This is a genomic window from Rubrivivax soli (assembly GCF_049810355.1).
Lineage (GTDB): Bacteria > Pseudomonadota > Gammaproteobacteria > Burkholderiales > Burkholderiaceae_C > Rubrivivax.
In genome coordinates, this window is record NZ_CP187368.1 from 2,482,433 (window position 1) to 2,499,823 (window position 17,391).

Annotated in this window: 16 protein-coding genes; 10 read left to right on the forward strand and 6 right to left on the reverse strand. The window is 69.1% G+C overall.

The annotated features are described in order from the left end of the window. Window positions 1–6 precede the first annotated feature (6 nt). From ACPOLB_RS11165 to ACPOLB_RS11190, 6 genes are all read left to right on the forward strand, one after another. On the forward strand, window positions 7–348 hold the full coding sequence (locus ACPOLB_RS11165; protein ID WP_425261436.1) for an AtuA-related protein: 342 nt from the start codon (window positions 7–9) through the stop codon (window positions 346–348). Between the two features lie 44 nt (window positions 349–392). Continuing rightward, window positions 393–1,361 (forward strand): Bug family tripartite tricarboxylate transporter substrate binding protein, encoded by a 969-nt coding sequence (locus ACPOLB_RS11170; protein WP_425261437.1) that lies wholly within the window; start codon window positions 393–395, stop codon window positions 1,359–1,361. Further along, entirely contained in the window at window positions 1,358–2,680 is a 1,323-nt protein-coding gene (locus ACPOLB_RS11175) for a glycerate kinase type-2 family protein (protein ID WP_425261438.1), read from the forward strand. The genes ACPOLB_RS11170 and ACPOLB_RS11175 overlap by 4 nt, the downstream gene beginning before the upstream one ends. A 150-nt stretch (window positions 2,681–2,830) precedes the next feature. Continuing rightward, window positions 2,831–3,112: a hypothetical protein gene (locus ACPOLB_RS11180; protein ID WP_425261439.1), complete on the forward strand. Its 282-nt coding sequence runs from the start codon at window positions 2,831–2,833 to the stop codon at window positions 3,110–3,112. Beyond that, the gene (locus tag ACPOLB_RS11185; protein ID WP_425261440.1) at window positions 3,109–4,569 is read left to right on the forward strand and encodes a hypothetical protein; all 1,461 of its coding nucleotides are present in this window, start codon (window positions 3,109–3,111) and stop codon (window positions 4,567–4,569) included. The genes ACPOLB_RS11180 and ACPOLB_RS11185 overlap by 4 nt, the downstream gene beginning before the upstream one ends. Beyond that, window positions 4,562–6,208, forward strand: a complete 1,647-nt coding sequence (locus ACPOLB_RS11190; protein WP_425261441.1) for a hypothetical protein — start codon at window positions 4,562–4,564, stop codon at window positions 6,206–6,208. Before ACPOLB_RS11185 ends, ACPOLB_RS11190 begins: the two co-directional genes overlap by 8 nt. A gap of 12 nt (window positions 6,209–6,220) precedes the next feature. Here ACPOLB_RS11190 and ACPOLB_RS11195 read toward each other — a convergent pair whose 3' ends face one another. Continuing rightward, window positions 6,221–7,453 (reverse strand): MFS transporter, encoded by a 1,233-nt coding sequence (locus tag ACPOLB_RS11195; protein WP_425261442.1) that lies wholly within the window; start codon window positions 7,451–7,453, stop codon window positions 6,221–6,223. A gap of 26 nt (window positions 7,454–7,479) precedes the next feature. Here ACPOLB_RS11195 and ACPOLB_RS11200 point away from each other — a divergent pair, with 26 nt between their 5' ends. After that, entirely contained in the window at window positions 7,480–9,063 is a 1,584-nt protein-coding gene (locus ACPOLB_RS11200) for an MFS transporter (protein WP_425261443.1), read from the forward strand. Window positions 9,064–9,128: 65 nt separating this feature from the next. Next, the gene (locus ACPOLB_RS11205) at window positions 9,129–10,142 is read left to right on the forward strand and encodes a metal-dependent hydrolase (RefSeq protein WP_425261444.1); all 1,014 of its coding nucleotides are present in this window, start codon (window positions 9,129–9,131) and stop codon (window positions 10,140–10,142) included. 242 nt (window positions 10,143–10,384) lie between these two features. Here the strand turns inward: ACPOLB_RS11205 and ACPOLB_RS11210 are convergent, their stop codons facing one another. The 5 genes from ACPOLB_RS11210 to ACPOLB_RS11230 form a co-directional block, all read right to left on the reverse strand. Next, complete coding sequence (locus ACPOLB_RS11210) at window positions 10,385–11,452, reverse strand: putative phage abortive infection protein (protein WP_425261445.1); 1,068 nt, start codon at window positions 11,450–11,452, stop codon at window positions 10,385–10,387. Between the two features lie 204 nt (window positions 11,453–11,656). Further along, window positions 11,657–12,478 carry a hypothetical protein gene (locus ACPOLB_RS11215; protein ID WP_425261446.1) on the reverse strand — a complete coding sequence of 274 codons (822 nt, stop codon included), beginning with the start codon at window positions 12,476–12,478 and terminating at the stop codon, window positions 11,657–11,659. A gap of 496 nt (window positions 12,479–12,974) precedes the next feature. After that, complete coding sequence (locus tag ACPOLB_RS11220) at window positions 12,975–13,421, reverse strand: hypothetical protein (RefSeq protein ID WP_425261447.1); 447 nt, start codon at window positions 13,419–13,421, stop codon at window positions 12,975–12,977. A gap of 339 nt (window positions 13,422–13,760) precedes the next feature. After that, entirely contained in the window at window positions 13,761–14,720 is a 960-nt protein-coding gene (locus ACPOLB_RS11225) for an SMP-30/gluconolactonase/LRE family protein (protein WP_425261448.1), read from the reverse strand. Window positions 14,721–14,734: 14 nt separating this feature from the next. Next, the gene (locus tag ACPOLB_RS11230; RefSeq protein ID WP_425261449.1) at window positions 14,735–15,523 is read right to left on the reverse strand and encodes an NAD-dependent epimerase/dehydratase family protein; all 789 of its coding nucleotides are present in this window, start codon (window positions 15,521–15,523) and stop codon (window positions 14,735–14,737) included. Between the two features lie 111 nt (window positions 15,524–15,634). Between ACPOLB_RS11230 and ACPOLB_RS11235 the strand changes: the two genes are divergently transcribed. Both ACPOLB_RS11235 and ACPOLB_RS11240 read left to right on the forward strand, forming a co-directional pair. After that, window positions 15,635–16,594: a sugar kinase gene (locus ACPOLB_RS11235; RefSeq protein ID WP_425261450.1), complete on the forward strand. Its 960-nt coding sequence runs from the start codon at window positions 15,635–15,637 to the stop codon at window positions 16,592–16,594. 61 nt (window positions 16,595–16,655) lie between these two features. Then, the gene (locus tag ACPOLB_RS11240; protein WP_425261451.1) at window positions 16,656–17,360 is read left to right on the forward strand and encodes a FadR/GntR family transcriptional regulator; all 705 of its coding nucleotides are present in this window, start codon (window positions 16,656–16,658) and stop codon (window positions 17,358–17,360) included. Window positions 17,361–17,391: the final 31 nt, after the last annotated feature.

The following is a 17,391-nucleotide window of genomic DNA, read 5'->3' on the forward strand; positions in this document are numbered from 1 at the left end:
GCCACCATGAAGCTGCACGACATCGCCATCGCACGCTCGGGCGACAAGGGCGACCGCGCCACGCTGAGCATCATCGTGCGCGACCCCGCGCGCATCCCGGCGGTCTACCCGCTGCTGGAGCGCGTGCTCACCGCCGAGCGCGTGCGCGAGCACTACCGCGGCACCGTGCAGGGCGCGGTCGACCGCCACCTGCTGCCGCACCTGGGCGCCGTGCACTTCGTGCTGCACGCGGCGCTGGGCGGCGGCGTCACGCGCTCGCTGGCGCTCGACGCGCACGGCAAGACGCTGGGCGCCGCCCTGCTCGACATCACCATCGACCCCGACCTCGGCGGCAGCGGGTCGGCCTGACAATCCGCCTGTTCCGCATTCCACACCAACAAGGAGACCGCCCCATGCCCACCATCACCCGCCGCCTCGCCATCGCCTCGGCCGCCCTGCTCTGCACCGGCGCCGCGTTTGCGCAAGCCTGGCCGAGCAAGCCCATCCGCGCCGTCGTGCCGTTCGCCGCCGGCAGCGCCACCGACCAGATCGGCCGCGCCTTCGCCGAGAAGATGGCGGCCACGCTGGGCCAGCCCATCGTCGTCGACAACAAGCCCGGTGCCAACGGCATGCTGGGCGCCGACATCGTGGCCAAGGCGCCGAACGACGGCTACACCATCCTCATCGGCACCAACAGCACCAACGCGGCGCTGAAGTTCCTGATGAAGAAGCTGCCCTACGACCAGGACACGGCCTTCACGCCCGTGGGCTACATCGGCTCGGTGCCGCTGATGGTGGCGGTGAACAACGACGTGCCGGCGAAGACGCTGAAGGAGTTGATCGACATGGCCCGCGCCAAGCCCGGCACCGTCAGCGCGGCCTACGCCAGCACCTCGCAGCAGGTGTCGGCCGCCATGCTGGCCAGCATGGCCGGTGTGGAGTTCAACCCCGTGCCCTACAAGAGCGGCCCCGCGGCCATGACCGACCTGATCGGCGGCCAGGTGAACATGTTCACCGCCGACTTCGCCGTCACCGTGCCGCAGCACAAGGCCGGCAAGATCCGCGGCCTGGCCGTCACCTCCACCAAGCGCGCCGCCGCCGTGCCCGACCTGCCCACCGTGAACGAGGCGCTGGGCCTGAAGGACTACGAACTGATCGCCTACTTCGCGGTCTTCGCGCCCGCCGGCACGCCGCCGGACATCGTCAACAAGCTCAACACCGCGATCAACGCCGCCGCCAGCAGCAAGGACATCCAGGACAAGTTCGCGCCCAACGGCTTCTCGGTCGAGCCCGGCACGCCCGAGGCGCTGGCGCAGCGCAACAAGACCGAGACCGCGAAGTGGGCCAAGGCCATCCGCGAAGCGAAGATCGAGGCGCAATGACCCTGGCAGACCGCGTGGCGGACCCGCGCGCCTTCCTGCGCGCGCTGTACGACGCCGCCGTGCAGCGCGCGCTGCCGGCGCACACGATGGCGGCGCACCTGCCGCCGCCGCCCCGGGGCCGCACGGTGGTCATCGGCGCCGGCAAGGCCGGCGGCGCGATGGCCGCGGCACTCGACGCGCTGTGGCCGGCCGACGCACCGCTGTCGGGGCTGGTGGTCACGCGTTATGACCACGTGCCGCCGGCCTACCAGGCGCGACCGGGCCGCATCGAGGTGGTGGAAGCCCGCCACCCGGTGCCCGACGCCGCCGGGCGCGAGGCCGCCGAGCGCATTGCAGCACTCGCGCAGGGGCTGACGGCCGACGACCTGGTGCTGTGCCTGATCTCCGGCGGCGGCTCGGCCCTGCTGTCGCTGCCGGCGCCGGGGCTGACGCTGGAAGACAAGCAGGCCGTGAACCAGGCGCTGCTGAAGAGCGGCGCGGCCATCGACGAGATGAACTGCGTGCGCAAGCACCTGTCGGCGATCAAGGGCGGACGCCTGGCCACGCGCTGCGCGCCGGCGCGCGTGGTCACGCTGCTGATCAGCGACGTGCCGGGCGACGCGCCCGAGATCATCGCCAGCGGCCCCACCGTGCCCGACAGCACCACCTGCGCCGACGCGCTGGCCATCGTGCGCCGCTACGGCATCGCGCTGCCGCCGGCCGCGCTGCAGGGGCTGGAGAGCGGCGCCTTCGAGTCGCCCAAGCCCGGCGACCCGCGCTTCGACGGCCATGCCGTGCACATGATCGCCACGCCGCAGCAGAGCCTGGAGGCCGCGGCCGCGGTGGCACGCGCCGCGGGCATCGAGGCGCACATCCTCAGCGACGAGATGGAAGGCGAGAGCCGCGAGGTCGGCAAGGTGCAGGCAGCGCTGGCGCGCGCGGTGGCGCGGCGCGGTGCGCCCTTCGCGAAGCCCTGCGTGATCCTCTCCGGCGGCGAGACCACGGTCACCGTGAAGCGCCGCGACAGCGGCGCATCCGGCACCCCAGGCCGCGGCGGCCGCGCCACCGAGTTCCTGCTCGGCTGCGCCATCGCGCTGCAGGGCCAGCCCGGCGTGTGGGTGCTGGCCGCCGACACCGACGGCATCGACGGCATCGAGGACAACGCCGGCGCCGTCGTCACGCCCGACACGCTGGCCCGCGCCGCCGCGCTGGGCATGAAAGCCCCCGAGTTCCTGGACCGCAACGACGCCTACGGCTTCTTCGCGCCGCTGGGCGACCTGGTGGTGCCGGGGCCGACCTTCACCAACGTCAACGACTTCCGCGCGCTGCTGGTGCTGTAGCAATCGCTCACCAGGGCGCGGCGCCGGGCGCGCAGTCCGTCACGGCGGCGCGCTGCGGTGGCGGCCGTGCTTGTCGATAACATCGCCAAGAGCCTGCCTGCGGCCGCCGCGCCGCCGGCGTGCCCGCGACCATCTGCCCAGGAGAACCCCATGCGCCCCAGCCGTTCCACCCCGCTTGCCGACACCGCGCTGCAGTGCCTGGCCGTGCTGGCCTGCTTCGGCCTGAGCGCGCAGGCCGCCTGGGCCTACCTCGACCCCGTCAGCACCACCTTCGTGCTGCAGGCCATCGCCGGTGCCATTGCCGCGGCCTTTGCCGGCGTGCGCTCGTTCCGCCGCCGTGTGGTGGGCTTCTTCAAGACCGGGCGCTTCGCCGACCCCGACGCCGCCCCCGAGGCCGCAGCGCGCAACAAGGCCGACGCGGAACCGCGTTGACCGCCGCGCCAGCGCCACCAGGCGCCGCCGGCCGCGACGCCGGGTCGTTCCGCGACCCCGCCGGCCACGTCTTCGTGCTGCCGGGCGAGGTCGTGCGCAGCGTGCACCCCTGCGCCGCGGCGGCGTTCCGGCAGGTGCTGGACAGCGGCCTGCTGGACGAGCTGGCCACGCGCGGGCTGATGATCGCCACCACGGTGGACACCAGCGGCCGCGACGTGGCGCCCTTCACCGGCGCCCGCGGCGAGACCCCGGCCTACCTGCTGCTGCACCCGCGCCTGCGCTTCACCAGCTACGCGCACGAGTGGACCTTCTCGCAGCTGCAGGACGCCGCACTCGCCCATCTGGACGTGCACCTGCTGGCGCTGCAGCACGGCATGACGCTGTCGGACGCGTCGGCGCACAACATGCAGTTCCACGGCGGCCGGCCGCTGCACATCGACCCGCTGTCGCTGCGCCCCTACGTCGACGGCGAACCCTGGGCCGGCTACCACCAGTTCTGCCGCATGTTCCTGCTGCCGCTGCTGCTGGAGGCGTGGACGGGCGTGGGCTTCCAGCCGCTGCTGCGCGGCAGCGTCGACGGCATCCCGCTGGCCTACGGCGCGCAACTGCTGCCCTGGCACAAGCGCCTGACCAGCCTGAACGGCATGCTGCACGTGTTCGCGCACGCGAAGGTGACGCAGGCCGTGACCTCGTCGCGCGCCGGCGAGGCCGCCCGCGCGGCACCCGCGGTGCCGAAGGCACGCACGGTGGCGCTGCTGCAGGAGCTGCGGCGCTGGATTGCCAGCCTGCGGTCGCGCCGCAACCGTGGCGGCGCCGGCACGTACTGGGGCGAGTACGCCACCATCAACAGCTACTCGCCGGCGATGCAGCAGACCAAGGCCGGCTTCGTCGCCACCTTCGCGCAAGCGCTGGCGGCCGGCGCCACGGCGCCCACGCTGGTGTGCGACATCGGCGGCAACACCGGCGAATACGCGCAGGTGGCGGTGGACCACGGCGTCACGGGCGCCATCGTCTTCGACAGCGACCTCGACGCGCTGGAGAAGGCCTACGCGCGCTGCAAGTCGGGCCAACCGGTGCTGCCGCTGCTGATGGACATCGCCGACCCCAGCGCCGCGATGGGCTGGGACCAGGCCGAGCGCAAGGGCCTGAAGGAACGCCGCGGCGGCGTCTCGGGCGTGCTGGCGCTGGCGGTCATCCACCACCTGTGCATCGGCCGCAACCTGCCGCTGCGCGCCGTGGTGCACTGGCTGGTGGACTTCGCGCCGCAAGGCGTGATCGAGTTCGTGCCCAAGGCCGACCCGATGGTGGTCGGCATGCTGGCCACGCGGGAAGACCTGTTCGGCGACTACGACGAAGCGCACTTCATGCACTACCTGCAGGAAGTGGCCACGGCCGGCGCGCAGCTGCGCTTCGAGGAAAACGGGCGCCTGCTGGTGCACTACACGCGCCATGGCTGACGCGCTGCCGGCCACACCCGCCAGCCGCCGCCGGCCCGGCCCGGGCGGCGCCTTCCTGCTGGTGCTGGCCACGCTGGTGACGGCCCACATGCCGGTGGTGGTCGGCATGGGCTACGCACCCTGGAACGCCGAGGTGCTGCTGTCGCTGGCCGCCCTGGCCGGCGTGGCCGCGCTGGCGGCGGCGCTGCTCTACCGCGTGCCGCTGCTGCTGCACGTGTTCGCGTGCTTCTGGGTGTACTGGGCGCTGGATGCGTACCTGCCCGACACCGCCGTCACCCGCTCGCTGGCCTGGGCGATGGCGCTCACCGGCACCGACCTGCAACCCACCACCTGGCAGTGGCTGCTGTGCCTGCTGCCACCGGCGGTGGTGGTGGTGCTGCTGTCGACACGCGTGGCCGACAACGTGCGCGCGATGCTGCTGACCTTCGCGTGCGTCTGGTCCCTCGGGCTCTGGTGGAGCCCCGACCGCGCGCTGCTGCAGGACGACACTCCGGCCGCCGTGCCCGCACCCGCGCCGGCGACCACGGCCGCTGCACTGCGGCCGCTGCTGCACATCATCCTGGACGAACAAACCTCGATCCGTGCGTTGACCGCCGCGCTGCCGCCGGACCATCCCGCGCAGCGCATCGCGGCCGACTACCTGGACCGCGGTTTCGACTACCACGCACAGGTCGGGGCGCCGTCGGGCCGCACGCAGAAGTCGCTGGCCGCGACGATGGAACTCGACGAGACGCCGCAACCCGAGCATCTGCACAACCACCATCGCCAACGTTTCCGGCACACCATGCCGGAGAACCGCTACTTCGCGACGCTGCAGGCCCTGGGCTACCGCGTGCACGTGGTGCAGAGCAGCTTCCTGCGCCTGTGCCCGCCCGACAGCCCGGCGCACTGCCAGAGCTACCTGTTCGGCAAGACCGGCCCCGTGGGCCCGCACCTGCAGGCCACGCCGGCCAGCCGGCTGGCGGTGCTGGTGCTCGAGCTGCACCGCGCCTACACCCACCCCGACGCCTACCCGGTGCGCGCCTATGCGGCGCTGTACGCCACCCTGCAGCGCTGGAACCTCGACCAGTCCTACGAATACGTCTACTACAGCAATCCGGTGGCGGCGCTGAACCTGATGGCGGGGCTGGAGCAGCGCATGCGGGCCATCGCTCCCGGCGAGGCCCACGTGGTGCACCTGCTGATGCCGCACTTTCCGTACATGACCCGCCCGGACTGCAGCATCAAGCCGCTGGCGGCATGGTCGTCGCCGAACCGCCACCTGGCACCCGGCGAAGCACCGCGGCCGCTGCCGCAGCTGGAACGCGACTACTGGGACCAGGCCGCCTGCACGCACCGGCGCGTGCTGGCGCTCATCGACCAGGCGCGCGCGGCCTCGCCGCTCGACCCCATCGTCATCGTGCATGGCGACCACGGGCCGCGCCTGCAGAGCAGCTACGACAACCTCGACAGCACCGATGCGGGCGACAGCGACCTGCTGGCCACCTTCGTGGCCGTGCACGACCGCCCGGCCGGGCCGAGGCAGGCCGGGGTGGAACGTGGCGAGCGGCAGTCGCTGCCCGCCGTGTTCGGCGCCTTCGTCGCGCGGCTGCAGACCACAGCGGCGGCAGCGGTCCGCCCGGCGGCCCAGCAGCCCTGAGCGCGGGCAAGACTACCCCCAGCGCCCCCGCCCCAGGCTCCACAGCGCCGCCAGCAACGGCAGCGCCAGCAGCGCGAACGCCGGCCCCAGCGCGCCGAAGGCCGTGCCGGCGGCGCCGAACAGCGGCGGGCCGATCACGACGCCGAAGAAGGTGAAGAACAGCGTGCCAGCGGTGGCCGTGGCGGCCTGCGCCTGCGGCACCAGGCGCGCCACCGTGGCGAGATACACGCCGTTCCAGCCCACCGCCGTGGCACCGAAGGCGCACAGCAGCACCAGCACCGGCAGCGCGGCAGTCGATGGCGCCAGCAGCGGCATCAGCAGGCCGCAGGCGGCCATTGCCAGGGCCAGCACCAGCAGCATGCGCCGCGCGCCCAGCCAGCGGTCGGCGACCAGGCCCCAGACGATGCGGCCCACCACGCCGGCCGTCTGCGACACCGCCAGCGCCGCGCCCGCGGCCACCAGCGTCCAGCGCAGGTCGGTGGTGAGGTAGGTCACCATGTACGACGTCAGGCTGACCTGCACGATCGAGAAGATGAAGCTGCACAGCGCCACCGAGCGCAGCACCGGGTGCGCGGCCACGAAGCGCACCGGCGCGGCCAGCTGCCACAGGCTGGGCCAGGCGGCGCCACGGTCGCGGTCACGGTCCAGGCCCGCGGCCAGCGGCAGCGCCGCCAGCAGGCCGGCCAGGCACAGCAGCGCCACGCCCAGCATGGCCGCGGTGGCCCCGCCCAGCACCACCAGCGGCGGCACCAGCAGGCCGGCGATCACGCCGCCCAGCGGCACGCCGGTCTGCTTGACCGAGAACACCAGCGCGTAGTGGCGCGGGGCTGTGGTGCGCGCCAGCATCTGCGAGCTGGCCGGCGTGATGGGCCCGTAGCCCACGCCCACCAGCAGCGCGCCCAGCGCCACCGCCGGCAGCCACGGCACCAGCAGCAGCGCCAGGCCCAGCGCGCTGGCCAGCAGCGCCAGCTGGCTGCTGCGGATGGGCCCGAAGTGCCGCACCAGTGCCGCGCCCAGCGGGCTGGAGAACATGGCCGCCAGGTACACCAGCGCGATGAACACGCCCACCGCCGCCGGCCCCAGCTGCAGCCGCTGCAGCAGCAGCGGCGCCGCCACCGTGGGCGCGATCACCGCTGCCGACGAGGCCGCCTGCACGAACAGCGTCACCGGCAGCGTGGCGCGGCGGGTCCAGGGGCCGATGGCTGGTGCGGTGGGTTCAGCAGGGTCGGCAGCAGGCGAAGACAACGGTTTGACGTGTGATGATTGGGCGCATGACTGTAGCCGCCCCGTCGATCCGAGCCACGCTGCGCCACCGCTCCTTTCGCGCGCTGCTGGCCGGCGGCACCATCTACTTCATCGGCAACGCGATGCAGGCCATGGCCGCGGCCTGGCTGATGGTCGAAGTGACCGGCTCGTCGTTCCTGGCCGCGCTGGTGCAGACGGCGGTGTTCCTGCCGATGTTCCTGCTGGCGCTGCCCGCCGGCGTGATGGCCGACACCACCGACCGCCGCCGCCTGCTGCTGGTGTCGCTGGGCGTGCAGACGCTGCTGGTGGCGCTGATGGCGGTGCTGTTCCTCACCGGCTGGGCGGGCGGCACGACGCTGCTGCTGCTGACCTTCCTGGCCGGCTGCTGCACGGCCATGCTGAGCCCGAGCTGGAACTCGGGCATCGTCGACGTGGTGCCGCGCGACGAGCTGCCGCAGGCCATCACCGCCATCGGCATCTCGTACAACAGCGCGCGCGCCCTCGGCCCGGCGCTGGCGGGCTACGTGTACGCGCTGGCCGGCGCCGGCGCGGTGTTCGTGTTCACGGTGCTGGGCGTGCTGGCGCTGTTCGAGGCCGTGCGCCGCTTTCCGCCGCGGCCGCACCCGCCTTCGCGCCTGCCGGCCGAACGGCTGTGGGGCGGCATGCTCAGCGCGCTGCGCTTCGCGCGCCACAGCGAGACCGTGCTGGCGCAGCTGGTGCGCACCGTGGCCTACAGCGCCGCCGGCTCGGCACTGTGGGCGCTGCTGCCGGTGATCGGCCAGCGCCAGCTGGGCCTGGGCGCCACCGGCTTCGGCTTCCTGATGGGCTGCCTGGGCACGGGCGCGGTGCTCGCCGGCCTGGTCATCGGCCGGCTGCGCCAGCGGCTGGGGCTGGAGCGCCTGGTGGCCATCGGCAGCGTGGTCTTCGCACTGGCGATGGCGGTGTCGGCGCTCTCCAGCCTGCCGCTGCTGACCTACGTGGCGCTGGTGGCCGGTGGCGGCGCCTGGATGAGCGTGATGTCCACCTACAACACCGCCACGCAGACCAGCGTGCCGCCGTGGGTGCGGGCGCGCGCGACGGCGCTGCACACGCTGGCCGCGCTGGGCTCGTTCGCCATCGGCTCGGCGGTGTGGGGCGCGCTGTCGGACATCGTCGGCCTCACGCCCACGCTGCTGCTGGGCGCCGCGGCCATGGCCGGCGGCATGCTGCTGGCGCGGCCCTTCCCGCTGCGCATGGGCGGGCTCGACGAAGTGACGCAGGCCACGTTGAGCGAAGACCTGTTCGTGAAGCACCAGCCCGACCCCGAAGCCGGCCCGGTGGCGGTGGAGATCGGCTACCGTGTGCGCCCCGAGCAGGTGGCGGCCTTCCTGGAAGACGTGAGCCTGCTGCGCGGCCCGCGCCGGCGCGACGGCGCCACCTTCTGGCGCGTCTACCGCGACCTGGGCGAGCCCGGGCGCTTCACCGAACGCTTCATCGTCACCAGCTGGGCCGACTACCTGCACCAGCGCGCACGCGCCACGCTGGCCGACCAGGAACTGGAAGCCGCGCTGCGCGTGCACCTGGCCGACGGCGAAGCGCCGACGCTGCAGCACTACATCGCCGAACGCTAGCGGCCGGCGCGGCGCAGTGCCCCGGCGCCGGCAGGCCTGGCGGCGCGCCGACACAATGCGCGCCCATGGATTCCCTCTCGCAACTGGCCCTGGGTGCCGCCGTCGGCGTGGCCGTGATGGGCCGCCGCACCGCCGTGTGGAAGGCCGCCCTGTGGGGCGGCGTGTGCGGCACGCTGCCCGACCTGGACGTGGTGTTCGACCACGGCGACGCCGTCAGCAACATGACGATGCACCGCGCCGACAGCCACGCGCTCTTCTGGCTGACGCTGGCGGCGCTGCCCATCGGCGCCGCCGTCGCCCGCCTGCACGGCCAGTGGCCGCTGTGGCGGCGCTGGGTGCTGGCGGTGTGGGCGGCGCTGGTGACGCACCCGCTGCTGGACGCGATGACGGTCTACGGCACGCAGCTGCTGCGCCCCTTCAGCAGCGAGCCGCTGGGCGTGGGCAGCATGTTCATCATCGACCCGCTGTACACGCTGCCGCTGGTGGTGGGGGTGCTGGTGGCACTGCTGGCGCGCAGCCCGCGCGCGCTGCGCTGGAACGTGGCCGGCCTGGCGCTGAGCACGGCCTACCTGGGCTGGAGCTTCGCCGCGCAGCAGCACGTGCTGGGCGTGGCACGCGCGGCGCTGGCGCAGCAGGGCATCCCCGCCCAGCGCGTGCTGGTCACGCCCACGCCCTTCAACACCGTGCTGTGGCGCGTGGTGGCGGTGAGCGACGGCGCCGTGCACGAGGGCTTCCGGTCGCTGCTGGACGACGGCCCGGCGATGCGCTTCGACCGCTTCGACCGCGGCGCCCCGCTGCAGGCCGCGCTGGCCGCGCACCCGCCAGTGGCGCGCATGGCCTGGTTCACGCGCGGCTTCTACAAGCTGGTGGCCGACGGCGACACCGTGCTGCTGTCGGACCTGCGCATGGGGCAGGAGCCGAACTACACCTTCTCGTTCCCGGTGGCCCGGCTGCAGGGCGGCGTGCCGCAGCCGATGGCGGTGCCGGGGAATGCGGGGCGGCGGCCGAAGGACATTGGCGGCGCGCTGCGGTGGGTGTGGGTGCGGGCGGGGGGGGTGCAGGTGGCGCCGCCGCGGTAGGGCGCGACGGAGGCCCGGTCGACTGGCTCAGGCCGAGCTTGAAGCGGGCCCGCGCCGAACAGCGGTCACAACCTGGGCGCCTGCCGATTTGCGGCCTGTTCTCTGCGGCCACGCGGCTGCCATACGTGGGCATTTAGACTGTCAGACAGAAAGTACCTGTAGTCAATTCGTTGACCCGCTACTGCAGGTACTGCAGCACCTGCAGTAGCGGATAGGCTTGAGCGAGAGGTTAGGCCTCGGCGTCATGCCTCCCATTCAAATTTGACGCTTGGAAACGACTTCTTCAGATCAAACTGATCGTCGAAGTTGAAGAAGTGCCTCGGTACATTCTTGATCGGCATGTATCTATCCATCAACCCCAGCTTGATCCAGGATGATCCTTGATCAGTTAGAGCATTGATGGCCAAAAGGGCCTGCTCGTAGTTTGATAGCTTCGAGCGGAGGACTTTTGAAAGTGAGTCTTTCTCCTTTGCCGTAAGTTTTTGCTCGTCAATGAAAACGAAAGCAGAGTGCAAATTTCTGAAGTAATGAGACAGCCTATTCTGATGGCCACCGAATTCAGTTGACAAAGAATGACTCTCAATGAACGCCACAATCTCGCGCTTATCAGGATTGTTGTGCGGGCGATTCTGCGCCTTCGCTAGCACTTCTCGCAACAAACGCTTCTGTTCATTTGGAATATCGATCTGCCGAATCAGATCGAAGGAATCTCGGATCGATTGATGCCAAATGGCGCGCTCAGAGGGGTCTCCGTCAAGGCTGGCCGAAAGCTTGGATAGTATGATGTTTCTGTTACTCGACCTTTTGCGTCTGTAGATCCTCTCACATAGCTTTCTTCCGTCTAAGCCTTGCGTTGAGGAAGAAAAGAGATCGGCGGTCTCCGGATGTGCCCCGTAATAGACAAGCACAAAGGCGGCATTGATTCTTCGATCCATAGACAGGTAGATCCTGTCTTCTCTTTCGACCTCCCTTATCTCGGCATAAGCCGTGTAGAATTCGCTCAGAATCTCTGATATCGCCTCTCGTCCGGATAGATTACCGAGCCGTAGCGACGTCACAATTTCCTCGTGAGTCCTAAGAATTTCCGCGAATACTTGATAAATCTTCGAGCGGTTATCGATTTTCCTGGTCGAGCGCCATGTCGCCACGACTACAACTAGCGTCACCACGCCGATTATGGTCCCCCAAAAGCCGCCAAAAAAGTCACCAACCTGGCCGTAGTATTGAATGTGCTCTGCTGAAGACGCAGGTGAACTTGCAGGTATCGCCCAAGCGATGGCCTTCTCCACCAGTTCGTCGTAGATGCGCATTTGATGCCTGATACTTGATGATTACTGTTTGATTTTCGGTGCTTGGCAGCAGAAAACGGGTGGTGAGGTCTGATGCCTAAAACTCGAGGTAGCCTACCCGCGGAGGCAAATGCTTTGAGCCTGGGCTGAGACTATGGTGCTGGTGACTCAGGCTGGGCTTCCAGCGCGTGCCTTATCGGGTATGGTTGACCATAGAGTTAGTCGTCATTTCGCTTCCGGATCGGCCTTTCCTTGCTTCTGCATAGCCGCAAACCACTCATTACCTTCCGAACCCTGAAGCCAGGGTATGAACGCGTCGTTAAACTTCAACTCAGAGCGGGCTGCCTGACAGACGGCTAGTCCAAATGGTGACGGGCGGTACTTGAAAAGGTCTGTCGCCGGAAGGCTCATGAAGTTCGACGGCAGAGGTTCATAGTTGGGTTCTAGCATGCCGCCGGCAAGCAGTTCTTTGATTGCGGCGCGAATCTCTTCAGTCCCGAGATAGTCGCGTAGTGTTCTCGGATTCGGGTATACGATTGGCTCTACCGCGTGAAGTAATAGGTACATGTGTGGCGTGAGAGTGCGGAGCGCATGCGCCACTGCCATAGTTTTGCGCTGATCGATCGACTGAACCGCATCTACGAGCAGATTCCCAATGAAACGCCTAGCTTCGCCCACATTAGATGGGTACCGATGGACACGGACGCCTGAAATATCGAAGTCAAGTGGATCACCGTCTCCACGGACCACAACGACTTCCTCTGGCAAGCGCGCCGCATGAGCAAGACCTAGCTCGTACATGACATTTGCGTTTCGGATAGCTTTCAACTTCTTCCTATCCCTTTTTATCCACGCCAAGGTGCTGATATCCGCTAGTACAAGCCTTGCTTCAGCAATGTGCTGCACGATCTCAGTGAGGATTGAGTCACCCTTACGAGAAAGATCGACGCGGTGCGGGTGGAGCGAAGTACTATTTACGTGAACCCCAGAAATCGCGGGCATTAGCACATCGGACCAAAGCCGATCAAACTGGTTGTCGAAACTCATCGCCACGAATACCGTATGGTTTCGTGGATGTGGTGGGAACAGATTAAGGATATGCGCAGGGTACATAGGCAAACTATCTCGTGACGCCTGACGTTCAAGTTAAGCGGAGGGCGAAGGCGAGATGTTCGGCCCAATCGGAGCATGATATGGCACGGCGCTGCGTGGGACAGATGACTCGCCGTTGGCTCTTCGCTTGACTTAGGGGTTGGACCACTCGGCCGGCACAGCCTTGCTTGAGGGTGTTCTTTTCCGGGCAGAACGAGCGGGCTTCCCTTGGCTGGCCATAAGTGCTGCGAATTGTGTCCACGTGAGTCTCTGCTTGTTGACAGACCTCGGAGAAGGCATCCACTCGATGTTTGCTTTGATGACCAGCAACGTGCCAAGCTTCCCCTTGCTTCCATGGACTTCAAACTCGTTATCCTTATGTAGGACAGTCCGACTGCTCGGAATTTCAAGAGTGACTTTGTGCGCCATGATTTTCTCTTCCGATAAGGATCTAAAACTTGGATCCAATTAGGTAGGAGGCAAGGTCGAAGGCAGGCTTCATTGTTGCCTCAATGAAGCGATCAAAGAATTCCTCCAATTCTTCTGTCAACTTAAGCTCGTCGTCCAAACTGGCCAAGTCGATTTCAGGCCCTCTTTGAAGAAAGTTCTCAAGGGAGACGCCTTCGAGCCGCATGCGCTCGTCTAGGTCATGAAAGCGTTCCGAAGCGAGAGCCTGAATGAGTTGGCGCCTCGCATCGAGTGCTGAGTAATCTACTTGGTCAAGGAACGTGACGATCGGCCGGCAAATGGAAAGAGGCTGAGCGAAGTTGCGGATGGCTGCCGCAGCGGCGTCGTACTCTCGAAAACCCTTCACGTAGCTTCTACCGGAGATTGGAATGTTTTCGAGCGGGCCAGTAGGAAGTTGGAATCGAGAGCGAAGATTCAAAGCTGTTGGCATACTCGTAACTCCCGACCGATGGTAGTGTGATTGTGAGGCCTAACGTAGTTGTATCAGCTCACCGAAGTTGAACCAATACCCACCGGCGGCTTTCGCTGAACGTAGTGAGCCAGTGGCGCGATGTGATTCAAGTAGGGAGGGTCCAAACGACCTCCGCGGGCTGGTTCGTGAGACGACGCAACGGCAGCCTTCATAGGTTCGCAGCAGCCAAGTCTTCGCACTGCCACGAAGTGTCAAACTCGGTTCTATCGCTCTGTCGTCCAAGGCAGCCGAGCGAGATGAGGCTGCGCAACGCAGCATCCCATCCGCCCGAACTATTGGCGTCCGCACAACAAGTGCTCACCGCACCACCCCCTCCACCCCCACATGCAACGCATACACCCCACTGCTGCTCGCCATGAACAGCCGGTTGTAATGCGCCCCGCCAAAACACAAATTCGCGCAGCGCTCTGGCAAATGGATGTGCGCCAGCGCCCGCCCGCTGGCGTCGTACACGCGCACACCGTCCAGCGCCGCCGCGTCGGCCTCGGCGCTGCCATTGCTGCCGAAGCCACACCACACGTTGCCCAGCACGTCCACCGCGATGCCGTCGTAGGCGCCGGGGCCGGCGGCGTCGACGAAGCGGCGCTTGTTCGTCAGCCGGGCGCCGTCCACGTCGTAGGCCCAGATCACGCGGTGCGGCGTGGCACGGCTTTCCACCACGTACAGCACGCGCTCGTCGGGGCTGAAGGCCAGGCCGTTGGGGCCGGCCAGGTCGTCCAGCACGCACTGCAGCGCGCCGGTGTCGGGCGCGATGCGGTACACACCGTGCGGCACCTCGGGCGTGGCCGGCCCGCCTTCCCACCAGCCGGCAATGCCGAAGGGCGGGTCGGTGAACCAGATGCCGCCGTCGCTGGCGCAGACGATGTCGTTCGGTGAATTCAGGCGCTTGCCGCCGAAGTGATCGGCCAGCACGGTGATGCGGCCGTCGTGTTCGGTGCGTGTGATGCGCCGCGTGCCGTGTTCGCAGGCCAGCAGCCGGCCCTGGCGGTCGCGCGCCAGGCCGTTGGCGTGGCCCGAAGGCGCGCGGAACACGCTGGTGGTGCCACTGCACTCGTCCCAGCGCAGGATGCGGTCGTTCGGGATGTCGCTCCACAGCAGGTAGCGCCCGTCGCCGAACCACACCGGGCCTTCGGCCCAGTAGCAGCCGGTGGCCAGGCGCTCCAGCCGCGCCGAGAACAGGCGCAGCGGCAGGAAGCTCGGGTGCAGCACCTCGACGCAGGGGTCGGGCAGGCGCAGCGTGGGGGTGAAGTCGGGCATGAGCGTTGCGCGGTTCAGGGCGTGGTGTCGCCGAACGGGCCTACACCCAGGAACAGCCCGCCCTGCAGCGTGCGCATCGGCCCTTCGGGCTGCAGCAGGTGCTGCACGGCGGCGGCGTGGTCTTCCGACTTGTGCTGCGGCCGGTAGCCCAGCCGCTGCCAGGCCTCGGCCGTGTCCCACCAGCTGCGGGCGTTGTCTGATGTTCCGTAGGCCACCAGGAAGCCGACGCCGGGCGCGGTCAGCGCGCACGTCACCAGCTGCGCCAGGTCGTCCAGGTGCAGCCAGGTCGACAGCCCACGGCGGTCGACCGGTGCCGGCGTGCCCGAGCCGATGCGCAGCGCCACGGTCTCGATGCCGTAGCGGTCCCAGTACATGCTGGCCAGGCCTTCGCCGTAGAGCTTGCTCAAGCCGTAGTAGCCGTCGGGGCGCGGCGGGTCCTGCGGGCGCACGCGTTCGTCCTGCCGGTAGCAGCCGGTCACGTGGTTGGAGCTGGCGAAGACGATGCGCCGCACGCCTTGCCGCCGCGCGGCTTCGTACAGGTGGAAGGCGCCGGTGATGTTGGCCGGCAGCACCACGTCGAACGGCTTCTCCACCGAGACGCCGCCCAGGTGCACGACAGCATCCACGCCCTCCAGCAGCCGGTGCACGGCGGCGCCGTCGGCCAAGTCGCAGGGCACGGCCTGCGGGTCACCTAAAGCGCCCAGCGGGCCAGCCAGGTCCGACAGCCGCACATGCGCAAAGGCAGCCCGCAGCGGCGCGGCCAGCGCACGGCCCAGCGTGCCGGCGGCGCCGGTCAGCAGCACGGTGCGGATGGGGGAGGAAGAAGACGAAGAGGAGCCCGGAGATGTCATGATCGCTTTCGTATGACCATCGCAGACTATCGAAACCCCGTTCCGGGCCAGCTAGGGGAATCCATGGGAGACGGCACACCTTCCACCCCGGCACCGCAGCGCGTGGCCTCGTTCGGCGAATGCATGATCGAACTGCAGGGCACGGCCTTCGGCGCCATGCGCCAGACCTGCGGCGGCGACACCTACAACACCGCCGTCTACCTGGCACGCTGTGGCGCGGCGCAGGGCCTGCAGGTGGACTACGCCAGCGCGGTAGGCGACGACCCGCTGAGCACGCGGCTGCTGGAACTGTGGGCCGACGAAGGCCTGGGCCTGGGCCTGGTGCAGCGGCTGCTGGGGCGCATGCCGGGGCTGTACCAGATCAGCGTCGACGCGCGCGGCGAGCGCCAGTTCAGCTACTGGCGCGACCAGGCCGCGGCGCGTGCCTACTTCGACCCGCCCGAAGCCACGCCGCTGGAAGCTGCGGCCGGCGGCCTGGCGGCGCTGTACTTCAGCGGCATCAGCCTGGCCATCCTGCCGCCGGCCGGGCGCGAACGCCTGCTGGCGCTGGCCGCGGCGCTGCGTGCGCGCGGTGCGCTGGTGGTGTTCGACAACAACTACCGCCCGCGGCTGTGGGCCGACGCGGCCACCGCCCGCGCGGCCTACCGCCAGGCCGTGGCGGCGGCCGGCCTGGTGCTGGCGACGCTGGACGACGAACAGGCGCTGTGGGGCCGCCCCGACGCCGCCGACGCGCTGGCCGCCACGCTGGACCTGCCCTGCCCCGAACTGGTGGTCAAGCGCGGCGCCGCCGCCACCGTGCTGCGCCACGCCGGCGGCGTGGCCGAGGTGGCCACCGAGCCGGTGACCGAGGTCGTCGACACCACGGCTGCCGGCGATTCGTTCGCCGGCGCCTACCTGGCCGCCCGCCTGGCCGGGCGCACGCCGGTCGAGGCCGCGCAGGCCGGCAACCGGCTGGCGGCGCGTGTCATCCAGCACCGCGGCGCGGTGATCCCGCGCGCGGCGATGGCCGACCTGTTCGGCTGAAGCGTCGGCAGCGGGTCAACCCCGGGCGCGCACGCCGGTGGGTTGTCGTACAACTGAGGCCATGGTCACACCCGCCGCCCCGCGCCGCCCGCGCACCCTGGATCTCGTCGAGGCCCTGCGCCAGCGCATCGTGCACGGCCACCTGCCGCTGGGCGCCAAGCTGCCCACCGAAGGCCAGTTCATGGCCGAGTTCGGCGTCAGCCGCACCGTGGTGCGCGAGGCGCTGTCGCAGCTGCAGGCCGCCGGGCTGGTGCAGACGCGGCACGGCATCGGCACCTTCGTGGTGGGCACGGCGCCGCAGGGCTTCCAGGTGGGGGCGGCGCAGCTGGCGACGCTGGGCGACGTGATCGCGCTGCTGGAGCTGCGCATCGGCGTCGAGACCGAGGCCGCGGCACTCGCGGCGCAGCGCCGCACCACGGCGCAGCTGGCGGCCATGCGCAGTGCGCTCGACACCTTCGCCGCCGCGGTGGCGGCCGGGCGCGACGCGGTGGCGGCCGACTTCGGCTTCCACGCCGAGATCGCCCGCGCGACGCAGAACACGCACTTCGCCGACCTGCTGGCCACACTCGGGCCGCGCATCATCCCGCGCTCGCGGCTGGACCCGCCCGACGCGCTCGACGCCGCGCGGCAGGACTACCTGCGGCGCGTGAACGCCGAGCACGAGAACATCTTCGACGCCATCACGCGGCAGGACCCCGAGGCGGCGCGGGCGGCGATGCGCACGCATCTCGGGAACAGCCGAGAGCGCCGCAGGCGCGGCGCGTGAGCCGAGAGCGCCGCAGGCGCGGCGCGTGAGC

What these genes read in the sequence shown, in the direction of transcription:
- ACPOLB_RS11165 (WP_425261436.1), top strand. Translation starts at nt 7, where the DNA reads ATGAAGCTGCACGACATCGCCATCGCACGCTCGGGCGACAAGGGCGAC.
- ACPOLB_RS11170 (WP_425261437.1), top strand. Translation starts at nt 393, where the DNA reads ATGCCCACCATCACCCGCCGCCTCGCCATCGCCTCGGCCGCCCTGCTC.
- ACPOLB_RS11175 (WP_425261438.1), top strand. Translation starts at nt 1,358, where the DNA reads ATGACCCTGGCAGACCGCGTGGCGGACCCGCGCGCCTTCCTGCGCGCG.
- ACPOLB_RS11180 (WP_425261439.1), top strand. Translation starts at nt 2,831, where the DNA reads ATGCGCCCCAGCCGTTCCACCCCGCTTGCCGACACCGCGCTGCAGTGC.
- ACPOLB_RS11190 (WP_425261441.1), top strand. Translation starts at nt 4,562, where the DNA reads ATGGCTGACGCGCTGCCGGCCACACCCGCCAGCCGCCGCCGGCCCGGC.
- ACPOLB_RS11200 (WP_425261443.1), top strand. Translation starts at nt 7,480, where the DNA reads ATGACTGTAGCCGCCCCGTCGATCCGAGCCACGCTGCGCCACCGCTCC.
- ACPOLB_RS11205 (WP_425261444.1), top strand. Translation starts at nt 9,129, where the DNA reads ATGGATTCCCTCTCGCAACTGGCCCTGGGTGCCGCCGTCGGCGTGGCC.
- ACPOLB_RS11210 (WP_425261445.1), bottom strand. Translation starts at nt 11,452, where the DNA reads ATGCGCATCTACGACGAACTGGTGGAGAAGGCCATCGCTTGGGCGATA.
- ACPOLB_RS11215 (WP_425261446.1), bottom strand. Translation starts at nt 12,478, where the DNA reads ATGAGTTTCGACAACCAGTTTGATCGGCTTTGGTCCGATGTGCTAATG.
- ACPOLB_RS11220 (WP_425261447.1), bottom strand. Translation starts at nt 13,421, where the DNA reads ATGCCAACAGCTTTGAATCTTCGCTCTCGATTCCAACTTCCTACTGGC.
- ACPOLB_RS11225 (WP_425261448.1), bottom strand. Translation starts at nt 14,720, where the DNA reads ATGCCCGACTTCACCCCCACGCTGCGCCTGCCCGACCCCTGCGTCGAG.
- ACPOLB_RS11235 (WP_425261450.1), top strand. Translation starts at nt 15,635, where the DNA reads ATGGGAGACGGCACACCTTCCACCCCGGCACCGCAGCGCGTGGCCTCG.
- ACPOLB_RS11240 (WP_425261451.1), top strand. Translation starts at nt 16,656, where the DNA reads ATGGTCACACCCGCCGCCCCGCGCCGCCCGCGCACCCTGGATCTCGTC.